This window comes from Kineococcus anabasis (assembly GCF_054590795.1).
Map to the genome: position 1 here is coordinate 180396 of NZ_BAAIHU010000008.1, position 14809 is coordinate 195204.

At 77.8% G+C, this 14809-nt stretch carries 11 protein-coding genes; 3 read left to right on the top strand and 8 right to left on the bottom strand.

Translation table 11 applies throughout. From position 1 onward, the window contains the following. The first annotated feature begins 175 nt into the window (after positions 1-175). Positions 176-847: a GNAT family N-acetyltransferase gene (locus tag ACYQBY_RS14390; protein ID WP_459644553.1), complete on the top strand. Its 672-nt coding sequence runs from the start codon at positions 176-178 to the stop codon at positions 845-847. A 331-nt stretch (positions 848-1178) separates the two neighbouring features. Here ACYQBY_RS14390 and trxA read toward each other — a convergent pair whose 3' ends face one another. The 5 genes from trxA to ACYQBY_RS14415 all read right to left on the bottom strand — a co-directional run bounded on the left by trxA (position 1179) and on the right by ACYQBY_RS14415 (position 6124). Continuing rightward, positions 1179-1520 (bottom strand): thioredoxin, encoded by a 342-nt coding sequence (trxA, locus tag ACYQBY_RS14395; protein ID WP_459644554.1) that lies wholly within the window; start codon positions 1518-1520, stop codon positions 1179-1181. A 49-nt stretch (positions 1521-1569) separates the two neighbouring features. Beyond that, complete coding sequence (trxB, locus tag ACYQBY_RS14400; RefSeq protein WP_459644555.1) at positions 1570-2598, bottom strand: thioredoxin-disulfide reductase; 1029 nt, start codon at positions 2596-2598, stop codon at positions 1570-1572. Between the two features lie 125 nt (positions 2599-2723). After that, on the bottom strand, positions 2724-3767 hold the full coding sequence (locus tag ACYQBY_RS14405) for a hypothetical protein (RefSeq protein WP_459644556.1): 1044 nt from the start codon (positions 3765-3767) through the stop codon (positions 2724-2726). Between the two features lie 181 nt (positions 3768-3948). Next, a complete protein-coding gene (gene sigM, locus ACYQBY_RS14410; RefSeq protein ID WP_459644557.1) occupies positions 3949-4542 on the bottom strand; it encodes an RNA polymerase sigma factor SigM in 594 nt (197 codons plus the stop codon). Between the two features lies 1 nt (position 4543). Next, positions 4544-6124, bottom strand: a complete 1581-nt coding sequence (locus ACYQBY_RS14415; protein WP_459644558.1) for a protein kinase family protein — start codon at positions 6122-6124, stop codon at positions 4544-4546. A gap of 231 nt (positions 6125-6355) precedes the next feature. Between ACYQBY_RS14415 and murJ the strand changes: the two genes are divergently transcribed. Next, positions 6356-8074 carry a murein biosynthesis integral membrane protein MurJ gene (murJ, locus tag ACYQBY_RS14420; RefSeq protein WP_459644559.1) on the top strand — a complete coding sequence of 573 codons (1719 nt, stop codon included), beginning with the start codon at positions 6356-6358 and terminating at the stop codon, positions 8072-8074. A 49-nt stretch (positions 8075-8123) separates the two neighbouring features. On the opposite strand, the gene ACYQBY_RS14425 is transcribed toward murJ, so the two are convergent. Beyond that, positions 8124-10340 carry a DUF6049 family protein gene (locus ACYQBY_RS14425; RefSeq protein ID WP_459644560.1) on the bottom strand — a complete coding sequence of 739 codons (2217 nt, stop codon included), beginning with the start codon at positions 10338-10340 and terminating at the stop codon, positions 8124-8126. Positions 10341-10366: 26 nt separating this feature from the next. Then, complete coding sequence (locus ACYQBY_RS14430; RefSeq protein ID WP_459644561.1) at positions 10367-10843, bottom strand: NUDIX hydrolase; 477 nt, start codon at positions 10841-10843, stop codon at positions 10367-10369. A gap of 168 nt (positions 10844-11011) precedes the next feature. On the opposite strand from ACYQBY_RS14430, the gene ACYQBY_RS14435 reads away from it, so the two are divergent. Further along, positions 11012-12550 carry a CCA tRNA nucleotidyltransferase gene (locus ACYQBY_RS14435; RefSeq protein ID WP_459644562.1) on the top strand — a complete coding sequence of 513 codons (1539 nt, stop codon included), beginning with the start codon at positions 11012-11014 and terminating at the stop codon, positions 12548-12550. A 157-nt stretch (positions 12551-12707) separates the two neighbouring features. Here the strand turns inward: ACYQBY_RS14435 and ACYQBY_RS14440 are convergent, their stop codons facing one another. Next, entirely contained in the window at positions 12708-14798 is a 2091-nt protein-coding gene (locus ACYQBY_RS14440; RefSeq protein WP_459644563.1) for a SpoIIE family protein phosphatase, read from the bottom strand. Positions 14799-14809: the final 11 nt, after the last annotated feature.

The following is a 14809-nucleotide window of genomic DNA, read 5'->3' on the forward strand; positions in this document are numbered from 1 at the left end:
CTGCGCGCGCGCCGCCCCCTGTCTAGGATGCCTGTGCCGTCGTGGCGCGCGCACGGCCACGCCGGATGTGGTCGCAGCGGCGTGCGTCACGTGGTCGTCCGGGCGCGGGTCGTACCGCCGTCGTGGCGTTCCGGTCGGGCCTGGGCGGCCCCCGGCATGCGGGAGGAGCTCGTCGATGGGCCGGCGGATGGTGCCGCTCACGCTGGACGCCCTGTCCGCCCTCCCCGTCTCGAGCCGGCGCTGCGTCTTCTGGGAGCTGGACCCCGTGGCCGCCCGGCAGGCGGTCGACGCGGGGTACCCGGACTTCGAGAAGGAGGTGTGGTTCTCCACCGTCCTGCTGCAGTGGGGGCCGTGCGGGCGGCTGCTGTTCATCGACGACGTGCTCGCCGGGTTCGTGACGTACGCCCCGCCGGTGTTCTCCCCGCGGGCCAACGCGTTCCCGACGTCGCCGGTGAGCGGTGACGCGGTGCTGCTGATGACGGGCTGGGTGGCTCCGGAGCACCGCGGCGGTGGGCTGGCGAGGATGCTCGTGCAGGGCGTGGCGAAGGACCTCACCAAGCGCGGGTTCAAGGCGATCGAGGCGTTCGGCGTGGCGGCAGCGGCGGAGCACCCGCGGGACGAGGCACGCACCCCGGGCGGGCACGAGGGGGACTGCGTGCTGCCGGCGGAGATGCTGCTGTCGGTGGGCTTCACGACGGTGCGCCCGCACCACCGCTACCCGCGGCTGCGGCTGGAGCTGCGCTCGGCGCTGGCGTGGCGCGAGGACGTGGAGCAGGCCCTGGAGCGGCTGCTGGGCGCGGTGCGGATGCCGGCGCTGAGCGGTCTGGGCGCACCTCCGGCGCACTGAGCGGCGTCTCGTCCCGTCGCGCACGCCCCAGCCCGCATCCGCCCATCTCCGGGTTCGGGCGGACGCTGGTACGCCGCTCCCGCCCATCTCCGGATGTGCGCGGACGCTGGTACGCCGCTCCCGCCCATCTCCGGGTTCGGGCGCCGAGAAACCGCTTTCGGCGCGCTCGAACCCGGAGATGGGCAGGAGAAGGGGCGCCCGGGCAGCGAGAGGGGGCGCCTGCGCGCAGGAGAGGGGGCGCCGGTGCCCGGGGGAGCAGGGTCCACCGACGTGACGACAGCGGCGCCGCCCCGGGTGGGACGGCGCCGCTGTCAGGTCGGCCTGACGGGTCTCAGGAGACCGGCGTCTCGGCGAGGAAGTCGGCCAGCTCGCGCAGCAGCGCAGGCTTGGGCCGGGCCCCGACGATGGTCTTGGCGACCTCGCCCCCGGAGTAGACGTTCAGCGTGGGGATGGACACCACGCCGTACCGCGCCGCCGTCTGCGGGTTCTCGTCCGTGTTGATCTTCACGATCCGGAGCTTCTCGCCGTGCTCGGCGGCGATCTCCTCCAGGATCGGGGCGACCTGGCGGCACGGGCCGCACCAGGGCGCCCAGAAGTCCACGAGCACGGGCTTGTCGGACTGCAGGACGACGCTGTCGAAATCTGCGTCGGTGACGGACTGGGTCGCGCCCACTGTTCCTCCTCGGGGATGGGTCCCGGCGGCGGTGCCCGCCGCGGGTGGGTCAGATGCCGAGCGGCTGCGGCCGGGGCACGGTGCCGCCGTGCGCGGCGACCGGGTCGACGGTCTCCTCGCGCGGCGGGTCCTCGGCCTGGGGCAGGTCCCCGCGGTGTGCGAGGTAGCGCTCCGCGTCGAGGGCGGCGGCGCAGCCGGACCCGGCGGCCGTGATGGCCTGCATGTAGTCGTGGTCGATGACGTCGCCGCAGGCGAAGACGCCCGGCAGGTTGGTGCGGGAGCTGCGCCCCTCCACCTGGATGAAGCCCTCCGCGTCGACGTCCACCTGCCCGCGCACCAGCTCGCTGCGGGGGTCGTGGCCGATGGCGACGAACAGGCCCGTCGCGGCGATCTCGCGCTCGGCGCCGGTGACGGTGTTGCGCAGGCGCAGACCGCTGACGCGGTCCTCACCGAGGATGGCCGAGACCTCGGTGTCCAGCTCGAAGCGGATCTTGGGGTTGTCGAACGCGCGCTGCTGCATGATCCGCGACGCCCGCAGGTCCGAGCGGCGGTGCACGACGGTGACCGACTCGGCGAACTTCGTGAGGAAGTTGGCCTCCTCCATCGCCGAGTCACCGCCACCCACGACCACGATGTGCTGGCCGCGGAAGAAGAACCCGTCGCAGGTGGCGCACCAGCTCACGCCGCGCCCGGACAGGCGCTTCTCGTCGGGCAGGCCCAGCTCCCGGTAGGCCGAGCCCATCGCCAGGATCACGGCGCGTGCGCGGTGGGTCGTCCCCGAGCCGGTGACGACCTCCTTCACCTCGCCCGTCAGCCGCACCTCGACGACGTCGTCGGTCACCAGCTCGGCGCCGAAGCGCTCCGCCTGCGCCCGCATGCTGTCCATCAGCTCCGGACCCATGATCCCGTCGCGGAAGCCGGGGAAGTTCTCCACCTCGGTGGTGTTCATGAGCGCACCGCCGGCCGTCACGGACCCCTCGAACACGAGGGGGGCCAGCTCGGCGCGCGCCGCGTACAGCGCGGCCGTGTACCCCGCCGGCCCGGAGCCGATGACGATCACGTTGCGGACGTCGTTCACGAAGGAGCTCCTCTGGCTGGGCGGTCCGGGCCGCGTCCGCCGCCCGGTCCCCCGGTGCGGCGTCCACGCGCGTCAACCGATCCTAGGTGGCGCCTGTTCCCCGTCGTGCCGCCGCGCGCCGTCCCTCAGGGCGCCACGTCGAGCACGGCCAGCGGCGCCGTGCCCGGGGCGCAGTCCGCCGCCACCACGGTCACCCGGTAGCCGGCGGGGTCCTGGCCACCGGGAGTGACGACCACGACGGCGGCCCGGCCCTCCCAGGTGGCGACGTCGACGGCGACGGCCGTCTCGGTGGGGGAGCCGTAGAACCGCACGCACGCCAGGGCCCGCTCGGCGACGGCGGGGTCCCCCGGCGCGAGCGCCCGCACGACCGGCGCGGAGGGCTCCGCGGCGGTGCCGGCCACGGGCGGCGGGGGCTGCGCGGCCAGCGCCGACGGTGCGGACGAGGCCGACGGTGCGGAGGACTCCTCGGCGGAGGACTCCGCGCTCCGGTCCCGCTCCACCGGGCCCGGTCCCGCCGCCCCGGCCGGGACCGGCAGCACGGAGGCGACGAGCCCGCGCACCTGCTCCTCGGCCGCACCGGCGCGGTAGGCGGTGCCGGAGGCCACGACGCGGGCGCTGGCGGGCAGCACGGCAGCGTCCTGGGCGCTCCCGGCGCGCGAGGACAGCCGCGTCGCCGGGCCGTCCGCGGACTCCGCCGCGCCCCCGGCGGCCGAACCCGCGCTCGTCCCGCTGCTCTGGGTGGCGCTGCCGCCGGAGCCGCCCTGCACCAGCGCGGTGCCCACCCCAGCGGCCACGACCAGGGCCGCCGCCACCGACAGCGCGCTGCGCCAGCGGCGGGCGCGGGCCGGCCGCCGCTCGTGCAGCGACACCACCGGGGACACGACCGGGGCCTCCTGCGACTCCGGCCCGTCCTGCGACTCCTCGGCCAGCTCCGCGCGGGCCCGCGCCAGGGCGGCGTCGAGCCGGGCCGCGACGTCCGCGGGCATCGGGCCGGCCGCGGCCCCGCGCAGCAGCACCCGGACGCGCTCCGTCCCGGCGGCGTCCAGCTCGGGCAGGTCCGCCCCGAGCTCCACCTCCGGCACGAGCTCCACCTCCGGCACGACCCCGTCCGCCCCGCCGTCGCGCCGTCGCCCGTCACCCGGTCCGGCCGCCTCGGGCAGATCCGTCACGTCCACCCCTCCCCGGCTCCCGGCCGACCGACGATCCGCGGGACGCGGCCCCCGGGACCCGCCCCCGGCGCCCCGGGACCCGCCGTCCCCGCGCGCCGCTCCAGCGGCACAGCACCTCCGACGCGCCCGCGCCGCCCCCGGTTCCGCCCCGCACCGCCCCCGGCCCGGGCGGGCGCCCCGCTCACCGCCCACCCCCGGACAGCAGCCCCGCCAGGAACGCCCTGCCCCGCGAGCAGCGCGACTTCACGGTGCCCTCCGCCACGCCCAGGATCTGCGCGGCCTCCCCGACCGGCACGTCGTACATGTCCACCAGCACCAGCGCCGCCCGCTGACCCTCCGGCAGCCTCGCCAGCGCCGCCGTCACGTCCAGCCTCGCCTCCACCGTCGCCGTCCGGTCCGGGACCGGCACCACCGCCGCACCCGTGCGCGCCGCGTCGTCGTCCGGGCCGGAGGTGCCCTCCTCCAGCGGGACCGTCGGGCGCACCGCGCGGCGCCGGGCCCGGTCCAGGCACGCGTTGACGACGATCCGGTGCAGCCACGTCGTCACGGCCGAGTCGCCCCGGAAGCGGTCCGCCGCCCGCAGCGCCGACACCAGCGCGTCCTGCACCGCGTCCGCGGCCTCCTCCGGGTCCCCGCACGTGCGCAGCGCCACCGCCCACAGCCGGTCCCGGTGCCGGCGCACCACCTCCCCGAACGCGTCCGGGTCACCGGCGACGTGCGCGGCCAGCAGCTCCGCGTCGGTGCGCTCGTCCCCGCCCGGGACGCCCGGCGGCACGTCAGCCCGCCGCGGGTGCCGCCGGGACGCCGAGGACGCGCACCTCCGCCACCTCCCCGCGGTGGCCGCCGTCCAGCCGCGGCAGCTCCGTGAACCACAGCAGCAGGGCGCTCGCCCGCACCGGCTGCGGCGGGGCCAGGCGCAGCTCCCCGCTGCCGCCGGCACCCGCCACGACCACCCCCGTGCCGCCCTCGACGTCGGGGCCGGGCAGCACGCGCAGCTCCACCCGCCCGCCGCTGCCGCCCGCGAGGACCTCCACGGCGCTCACGTCCGCCTCGGCGCCCAGGTCCAGCACCAGGCCCACGCCGTCCTTGAGCCCGCCGAAGGCCGGGGAGGAGTAGCGCTGCGTCCGCCACGCGGTGCCCGCATCGCCGTCGGCCGCGGCGGCCGCGTCGGCGTCGTTCTCCTCCCCGTCGCCCAGGGGGTCGACGGGGGTCACCGTCACGGGCAGCGGCGCCGGTGCCGTGAGGGCCGGAGCGGGGGGCGGGGGCGCCGGGGCGGGCGGGGCGTCCGCGGCCGCCGGTGCCGCGCTCGTGGGCCGCGAGCTCGCGGGCAGCACGCCCTCCACGACCGGCACCACGAGGCGGCTCAGCGACCACACCGCGAGCACCAGACCCACCGCGACGCACACCGCGACGACCTTCAGCGCGTACCGCGACTGCTCCAGCGGCGGGCGCGCCGTGGGCTTGGGCGCCACGAACGGTGCGGGCGGCTCCTCCTCCGGCACCTCCTCGCGGCCGGTGATCTTCTCGCGGAACTCCCGCACGGCGTGCTCGCCGCGCATCCGCCGCAGGGTCGGCTCCCACGGGTCCATCGACCACGGCGCGAGCTGCAGCGCCAGCTCGCCGGGGTCGCGGGGCCCGTCCTCGTTCGGGCCGAACGTCACCGCGCACAGCGTGTCGAGGTCGTTGGGGACCTCCGGGTGCAGGTCCTTGGGCGGGATGGGCGCCGAGTGCGGCCCGTCCACCGGCGCCGACGGCAGCGACGGGTACGGCTCGACGTCCTCCACCACGGGCCAGCGTCCCGTCGTCCCCGCGTAGACGAGGGCGACGAGACCCACGGCGTCGCGGCGGTTGGCCAGCGCCGCCGCCCGCGCCGCGGACACGTGCGGGGGGTCCAGCTCCAGGGCCGCCTCCAGCGCCGTGCCGAGCACCCGCACCCGCCCGTCCACGCACAGCAGCACCGACTCGGGGGTCAGGCGCGTGTGGTGCAGGCCCCGGCGGGCGGCGGCGTCCAGGGCGGCCGCGGCCTCGCCGACGAGGGAGCGCACCGCCGCCGCCGGCAGGGGGCCCTGCACCAGCAGCTCCCCGAGGGAGACGCCCTCGACGTGCTCCTCCACGACGAACGCCACGCCGTCGTCGGTGCCGGCGTCCAGCACGCGGGGCAGGCGCTGCTCGCTGAGGAGCGCGGCGCGGCGGGCGGCGTCGAGGAAGTCCTCCGCGCGGGGGTCCTGCGCGGGCAGGGTCCGCACGGTGACGCGCCGGTCGAGGGTGGTGTCGTGGGCCTCCCACGCGGGCGTGGAGCTCTCCAGGGCGATCCGCCGGCCGAGCACGTAGCGGTCCGCCACGGTGCCGCGGCCCACGCCGTCCAGGACTGCCCCCCGAGGTCGCGCCCGCCCCCCGGTGGGGACGGCTCAGCCCGCACGCGGGGTGCGGGCGGAGCCCATGCTAGGGGCGGGGCTGCGCCGGACGGGTGCGCGCCGCGCCCTCGCGGCCCGGCCGGACGGCGGGCCGGGTGCACCCTGCACGGGACGTCCACGGGCCGGGGACGGGGCCGGGCGCGCGGGGCCCGCGGGATCGGCGACCATCGGGGCGTGAGCAGCGCAGGGGAGCCCCGCACGCAGAGCCGGCCGCAGGCCGCCCGACCGGAGGGGGACGCCGTGGCGGACGGAGCGGACGGGCGGGAGTCCCTGGCGCGCTCCAGCGCCCTGATGGCGAGCGGGACGCTCGTGTCGCGGGTGCTGGGGTTCGGGCGGGTGGCGGCCTTGGCCGCGGCCCTCGGCGTCTCCACGCAGATCGGTGCGCAGACGTTCGACCTGGCCAACAAGGCGCCGAACGTCTTCTACATGCTGCTCGCGGGCGGGGTGCTCAACGCGGTCCTCGTGCCGCAGATCATGCGCTCGTTCCGGATGCCGGACGGCGGGCGGGACTACCTGGACCGGCTCATCACCCTGGCGCTGCTCGTCATGGGCGGGACGACGCTCGCGCTGACGCTCGCGGCGCCGCTGGTGGTGCGGGCGTACTCCGGCGGCTGGGCGGCGGACTGGCTGGCGCTGGCCACGCTCATGGCGTTCTGGTGCCTGCCGCAGGTCTTCTTCTACGGGCTGTACACGGTGCTGGGGCAGGTGCTCAACGCGCACGGCCGCTTCGGGGCGTACATGTGGGCGCCGGCGCTGAACAACGTGGTGGCGATCGCGGCGGTCGTGGTGTTCCTCGTGCTGTACCCGGGCGCGGAGCTGCTGCGGCCGGCCGGGTGGACGCCGGGCATGGTGGCGCTGCTGGCGGGCGGGCACACCCTGGGGGTGGCGGCCCAGGCGCTGGTGCTGCTGGTGCCGCTGCACCGGGCGGGGTTCCGGTACCGGCCGCGGTGGGGCTTCCGGGGGATGGGCCTGCGCACCGCGGGGAGGGTGGCGGGCTGGACGTTCGCGGGGATCGCCGTGGGCCAGCTCGCGTACCTGCTCACGTCGCGGGTCATGACGAGCGCCGGGAACGCGCTGGAGCGGGCGGGCCTGGACGGGGCGACGGGGCCGACCTACACGTACGCCTACCTGCTGTTCATGCTGCCGCACTCGATCGTGGCGGTGTCGCTGGTGACGGCGCTGTTCACGCGGATCAGCCGCGCGGCCGCCGACTCGGGCACGGCCGCGGTGCGGCGCGACTTCTCCTCCGGCGCCCGGACGGTCGCGGCGGCGGGCACCCTCGCGGCGGTGGCGCTCGCCGTGCTGGGGCCCTGGATCGGCGTGACCCTGTTCGGGGCCGGTGGGCGCTGGGTGGGCGAGGTGGTCGTGGCGATGGCGGCCGGGCTGGTCCCGTTCGGGGTGACGTACCTGGTGCAGCGGGTGTTCTACGCCTACGAGGACGCCCGCACCCCGTTCCTGGTGCAGGTGGTGGGCGCGGTGGTCGTCACGGCGGCCAACGTGCTGCTGCTGCTGTCGGTGGCGCCGCGCTGGCAGGTCGTGGGGATCGGCGTGGCGATGTCCGTCTCGAACGTCGTGGTGTGCGCGCTGTCGCTGGTGCTGCTGCGCCGCCGGCTGCGCTCGCTGGACGGCGGCGGGATCGACGGGCACCGGCTGCTGCGCACGGCGGTGCGGCTGGCGGTCATCGCGGTGGTCTCCGGTGCGGTGACCTGGGGGGCCACGCGGGGCCTGGGGGCGCTGCTCGGCCCGGCCCTGCCCGGGTGGCCGCTGGCCGTGGTGGTGACCGGGGTGTGCGGGGTGCTGCTGCTGGTGGTGTTCACGGCGCTGTGCCGCCTGATGCGGGTGCACGAGCTGACCGACCTGGTCACCCCGCTGCTGCGCCGCGTGCGCCGCTGAGCCGGGCCGGGGGTCCGCCGGTCGGCCTCACGGATCGGCGGTCCGCGGGTCAGGACGTGCGGACCGGTCCCTGCGCGCCCGCGCCGTCAGCCGCCCCCGGGGTGCCCGCGTCGTCCGTCCCCGCGCCGTCCGCGGGCACCACGACCTCCACCTCGTCCATCCGGCGGTGCCCCCGGCGCACCGCCCGCACCAGGCCCACGGCCAGCAGCAGGCCCGCGCCGCCCGCGACGCCACCGAGGATCCACGTCTCCAACCCCATGCTGATGTTCACGGTGATGGGTGCGCGCGCCCCGAGGGCGGTGCCGTCCGGGGTCCGCAGCTCCGCGTCCACGACGACCCGGCCGTTGGCGACGGCCTCCACGGGCACGCCCACCCGCTGCTGGCTGCGCGGTTGCAGCGTCAGGGTGCGGGAGCGGTCCGCCAGCCGCAGCCGGGCGGTGCGCGGGCGCATCGTCAGCTCCACCGTCACCGGCACGGGCAGCTCGTTGACCACGGTCAGGGGCAGCTCGGCGTGGGTGGCGGCCAGGTTGCGGTCGCTGCCCGGGGCGATGCGCACCGCGGCGAGCAGGTCCCGCACCGCCGCGTCCAGCCGGGTGCGGGACTCCACCAGGTCCTCGCCGCGCCCGCGCCACGCCACCGACGCCAGGGCGAGGGCCGCCCGCTGCCGGTCCTGCACCTGCGGCGCGGGGCCCTGCAGGGCGGCGGCGAGACCGTCGAGGCGGCGGCGGGTGGTGGCCAGCGCCTGCAGGTGCGCGCCGGGCAGCCGCCGGGTGGGGTCCTCCACCTTCTCCCCCGGCGGGCCGTGCGCCCCGCCGGGCGCCTCGGTGGCCAGCAGGTCCGACAGGGGCTGCACCTCGGCCCACGGCGAGGCGTCGAGGGCCGCGAGGAGGGCGGTGACGGCCGCGGGGGACGGGTTCCAGCCGCGGGGTGCGACGGCCAGCAGGCTGCGGGTGTCGTTGGGCCGCTCCAGGGTCACCGTGGCCGCCTCGGCGAGGAAGCGCTGCACGGCGAGGGTGCCGGAGTCCTCCTGCGCGGTGCCGGCCAGCGCGGCGGACAGCTCGGCGTCGGCGACGAGGGCGTCGAGGGTGCCCTCGCGGGTGCGCACGTCGCTGCGGCCCGTGGGGGTGTAGGTCAGGTCGGCTTCGACGGGCGCGGAGGCCCTGTCGAGCACCACGGCCCTCGCTCCGCCGGCGGCGGCGAACGCGGCGGTGCGGGCGTCGGCCGCGCCCCCCGCGGGCCAGGCCACGTCGTCCAGGACGGGCTCGCCGAGCAGTTCGGCGGCCTCGGACCCGGCCCGCCCGGCGGCCTCCAGCAGGGCGGCGCCGTCGCCGGCGCGGGCCAGGGCGGCGAGGTCGGGGTCGGCCCAGGGCAGGGCGAGGACGTCGCGGCCGGTGGCGCCGGCGCGCACCGCCGCCAGCCAGTCGGCGGCGGCCCGCCCGTCCGGGCCGTCCGCGCCCTCCTGCGCGGCGGCCTGCGCGGAGCGCAGCAGCGCCGGGTCCAGCACCCAGGAGACGCGCCGGTCGGCGGTGGCGGCGAGGGTGTTGCCCAGGGCGCCGCCGCGCACCTGCGCGGCGAGGTCCGCGGCGTCCGCGAGGCCGTCGGCGGGCTCGGCGCGGTCCAGCGGCCGGGGCGCGACCAGCGGCGTGAGCAGCGAGATGCGGGTGCCCTGCACGGTGGTCGCCGGGGCGGCGGTGAGGTAGGTGCGGGCGATCCCGGCGCGCCGCGTGCCGGAGCGCACCTCCACGGCGGTGGCGTGGGCACCGGGCGCGGTGCCGAGGTCGGCGGCGTCGGCGGTGAGGGTGAACGGGGCCTCCTCCCCGGGCGCGAGGGTGCCGGGGACCAGCACGGCGGGCTCCCGGCGCGACCCACCGGGCAGGCTGCCCGCGGGGACCTGCGCGACGGACCGGAAGCCGCCGCCCAGGGCGGCGGTGGGGGCCGCGTCGGCCCAGTCGTCGACGGCCTCGCGGGTGCGCAGGGCGGCGCGCTGCACGCGCAGGTGCACCGTCACGTCCTCCACCGGCTCGGTGCCGGTGTTGCGCACCGTGCCCCGCACGGTCACGGTCGAGCCGGTGGGCTGCGCACCGGCGGGCGCCGCGCCCGCGGGCACGTAGGCGGCGGGCTGCACGGACACCGGCCGCACCTCCACGGGCAGGGTGGCGCGCGCGGCGGTGCTGCGGGAGGAGGTGCCGGGGCGGGCCGTGGGCGTTGCCGCGGCGAGCGCCGGGCCGCCCGCGGCCACCGCGGCCAGGACGAGGCCGGCGGCCACGCCCCTGCGGGTGCCGGGCCCTGCCCTCACGCGCTGCCGACGAGCCGGGAGGCGGCGGCCTCGGCCATCCTGCGCTCGTTGGGGAAGGCCAGGCGGTTGCTCAGCTCGGGCAGCGGCACCCACGCCACGTCCACCGCCTCGTGGTCCGGGTCGCCCTCGACGGTGAGGTCCCCCCCGGTGGCGACCAGCAGGTAGAGGTGCACGACCTTGTGGATGCGGCGGCCCTCGGCGGAGAACCAGTAGTCGATGTGGCCCAGGGAGTCGATGATCCGGCCGCGGATGCCGGTCTCCTCCTCGATCTCCCGCACCGCGGCCTCCTGGGGCGTCTCCGCACCCTCCAGGTGGCCCTTGGGCAGGCACCACTCCAGGCGCCCGGCCCGGTTGAGGCGGCAGATCACCGCGGCGCGCGGCACGGGGGCGTCCACGTCGACGACCAGCCCACCGGCGGAGGTCTCCTGCACGGTGGGCAGCCGTCGCCGCGGCTCCCGCGCAGGCCTGACCACCGCCTCACTGTAACCACGCCGGGGGGCGACCCCGGGCCACCACTCCCGCACGCGGGCCCCGATCGCGGAACACGGTCCCGCAGCACGGTCCCGCGGCACGGTCCCGCGGCACGGTCCCGGATCGCGGCCTCCGCGGGGGTGCCCGCGACTCTGGCACCCTTGGACCCCGTGCCGTCCCCCGAATCCCCGACCGACGCGGCTCCCGCCCCGCAGCCCGGTGTCCCGTCCGGCCAGCACGCCCTGCAGGCGGTCCTGGACGATGCCCGCCGCCGCGCCGTGGCGGCGCTGGAGCCCGTCATGCCGGTGCTCACGGACCTCGGCCGCGTCTTCGAGCGCGCCGGGCACGAGCTGGCGCTGGTGGGCGGGCCGGTGCGGGACGCCTTCCTGGGCCGCACCTCGGCGGACCTGGACTTCACCACCGACGCCCACCCCGACGCCACGGCGGCGCTGCTGGCGCGGTGGGGCGACGCGCACTGGGAGATCGGCCGCGACTTCGGCACGATCGGCGCGCGCAAGCGGCTCGGCGGCCTCGACGTCGTCGTGGAGGTGACGACGTACCGCTCGGAGAGCTACGACGCGTCCTCCCGCAAGCCCGAGGTGTCCTACGGCAGCGACCTCGTACCGGACCTGTCGCGGCGGGACTTCACGGTCAACGCGATGGCGCTGCGGCTGCCGTCGCTGGAGTTCGCCGACCCCCACGACGGGCTGCGGGACCTCGCGGCGGGGCTGCTGCGCACGCCCGGGACGCCGCAGGAGTCCTTCTCCGACGACCCCCTGCGGATGATGCGGGCGGCGCGCTTCGCCGCGCAGCTGGGCCTGCGGGTCGCGCCGGAGGTCGTGGCGGCGATGACGGGCATGGCCGAGCGCATCACGATCGTCTCGGCGGAGCGGGTGCGCACGGAGCTGGAGAAGCTGCTCGTGGCGGCCGACCCGGTGGCCGGCCTGCGGCTGCTGGTGGACACGGGCCTGGCGGACCACGTGCTGCCGGAGCTGCCCGCGCTGCGGCTGGAGATCGACGAGCACCACCGCCACAAGGACGTCTACGAGCACTCCCTGACGGTGCTGCGGCAGGCGATGGACCTGGAGGACGGCCCGGAGGGGCCGGTGCCGGGCCCGGACCTGGTGCTGCGGCTGGCGGCGCTGCTGCACGACATCGGCAAGCCGGCGACGCGGCGCTTCGAGCCGGCGGGCGGGGTGAGCTTCCACCACCACGAGGTGGTGGGGGCCAAGCTCGTGGCCCGCAGGCTGCGGGCGCTGCGCTTCGACAAGGACACGATCAAGGCGGTGGCGCGCCTGACGGAGCTGCACCTGCGCTTCCACGGCTACGGCGACGGGGAGTGGACGGACTCGGCGGTGCGCCGCTACGTGACGGACGCGGGGCCGCTGCTGACGCGCCTGCACAAGCTGACGCGCAGCGACTGCACGACCCGCAACCAGCGCAAGGCGCAGCGGCTGGCCGCGGCGTACGACGACCTGGAGCAGCGCATCGACCGGCTGCGGCGGGAGGAGGAGCTGGACGCGGTCCGGCCCGACCTCGACGGCACGCAGATCATGGAGCTGCTGGGGTTGCGCCCCGGGCCGGTGGTGGGGCGGGCGTACAAGCACCTGCTGGGGGTGCGGATGGAGCGCGGCCCGCTGGGCGCGGCGGCGGCGACGGAGGAGCTGCTGCGCTGGTGGGCGCAGCAGCCGGAGGCGCAGCAGGGCTGAGGCGCGGCCGTTCGCGGGGACGTTCGGCGCCGGACACGCCGGTGTCGCGCCGCACGACGTCCCCGGCGAGGCGCGGCCGCCCGTTCGCGGGGACGTCCGGTCGCGCGACACCGGCGTGTCGCGCGCAGAACGTCCCCCTCCAGGGCTGGGGCCCTCCTCAGCCCGCGGGCAGGACCCGCACGGCCAGCAGGGCGATGTCGTCCTCGGAGTCGCGGCCCAGCTCGCCGAGCGCCGCGTCGCACAGCTCCTCCAGCGGTGCCCCGGACAGCCGCGTCGCCAGGTCGGCCAGCACGCCGGGGCCCCGCTCCAGCTGCTCGGCCCGGTCCTCCACGAGCCCGTCGGTGTACAGCAGCACCGTGGCGCCCGGCGGGACGTCCACGACGTGCTCGGAGCGGGCACCGAGGTGGCCGGCGCCGACCAGCGGGTCCGCCTCGTGCTCCAGGAAGCGGGCGGCGGCCCCGGGCACCAGCAGCAGCGGCGGCAGGTGGCCGGCGTTGGACCAGCGCAGCCGGCGCCCCCCGCCGGGCCCCGGCTCCAGCACGCCGTAGAGCACCGACGCCAGGTCGGCCACCCCCAGGCCGGTGGTCAGCGCGTCCAGCGCCGTGAGCACCGCGGCCGCCCCGCCGCTGCGGCCGTGGGCCAGGCCGCGCAGGGCGTTGCGCAGCGCGCCCATCCGGGCGGAGGCCTCCAGGTCGTGCCCGACGACGTCGCCGATGACGACGACGGGGTCCTCGCCGGGGAAGGCGAACGCGTCGTACCAGTCACCGCCGACGTGGGTGCCCTGCCGCGCGGGGACGTAGCGCGAGGCGAGCTCCAGGCCGGGCAGCCGCGGCAGCCGGGTCAGCATGCTGCGCTGCAGCGCCTCGGCGATGCGGTGCTCCTGGTCGTAGCGGCGTTCCTTGGCCACGACCCGCGCCACGCGCCCGGCGAGCTCCTCGGCGAGGGCCACGTCGTCGGGCCCGAACCGCCGGGCGGTGCCGGTGAGCACCACCGAGACGGTGCCGAGGACCTCCCCGTCGGCGACGAGGGGCACCGTGATGTAGCCGCTCACGCCGAGCTGCTCGAGGATCTGCAGGTGCCGCTCGTCGCGGGCCTGCCGGCGCAGCCAGTCGGGGGTCACGGTCGCCGACCAGCGCGTGTGCCCGACCAGCGCGGTCGCCGCGGGGTGGGTGCTGTCCGCGCGCGGCGCGTAGCGCTCCTTCAGCTCCCGGGCCAGGGGGGCGTGGGCCTCGTCGGCGGCGGCGACGGCGACGCGGCGCAGCCGCCGGTCGTCGTCGAGCACGTCGATGAGGCACAGGTCCCCCAGCGTGGGCACCGACACCCTGGCGAGCTGCTCCAGGGTGTCCTCGTAGCCGGAGACGGTGGCCAGGACGTCGGAGGCGCGCAGCAGGAACTCCTGGGAGCGCCGCACCACCAGCAGGCGCGCGGAGAGCAGGTCGCGCGCGGCCTCGGCGGCGCGGCGGCCGGTGACGTCGACGAGCAGCACGAGCACGGCGGGGCGGCCGTCGTCGAGGCGGGTCGCGACGGCGCTGAGCTCCAGCGCGACGTCGTCCTCCAGGTCGGCGCGGCGCAGGGGCGCGACGGGGCGGGGCGGGACCGACACCTCCCCGGCGCGGATGCGGGCCAGCGCGTCCCGGGCGGCGTCGGGGTCGGCGAGGTAGCCGGTCAGGGGGGTGCCGGTCTCCCAGCGGCCGATCCGCAGCAGCCCCGCGGCGCGCCGGTTCCAGGACAGCAGGAGCCCGTCGGGGTCGATGACGAGGACGCCGAGCGGGGCGTGGTCGAGGAGGGCCCCGAGGGGGGTGCCCGCCGAGGGTGCGGGGGTGGGGCGCCGGGGCTGCGCGGCGACGGCGGCGAGCAGGGTGCGGTGCCGCCGGCGCAGGGCGGCGTGCTGCGCGGCCTCGACGACGCGGTGGGCGGCGTCGGGCCCGGTGCCCTCGACGAGCTCGATCTCCGCGGGCACGCCGGGGGAGTAGCGCAGCGCCCGGCGGACCCCGGCGGGGTCCCCCGGCGGCAGCAGCACGACCAGGGACGCCTCCGGGGCGAGGGCGTGCACGTGCTGCACCGCCGTGACTTGGGAGCCGCCGGCGGGGCCGACGACCACCGCGTCGAGGACGTCGAGGGCGGTGCCGGCGTCGAGCGCGCGGAGGGCGGCGCCGGTGTCCGTGCCGTGCCCGTCGCGGACGGCGACCTCCGGGGGCAGCGGGAGGTCCGCGGGGGTGAGGCCGACGAGCGCGACGTCCAGGACCACGGAGCGCCCGC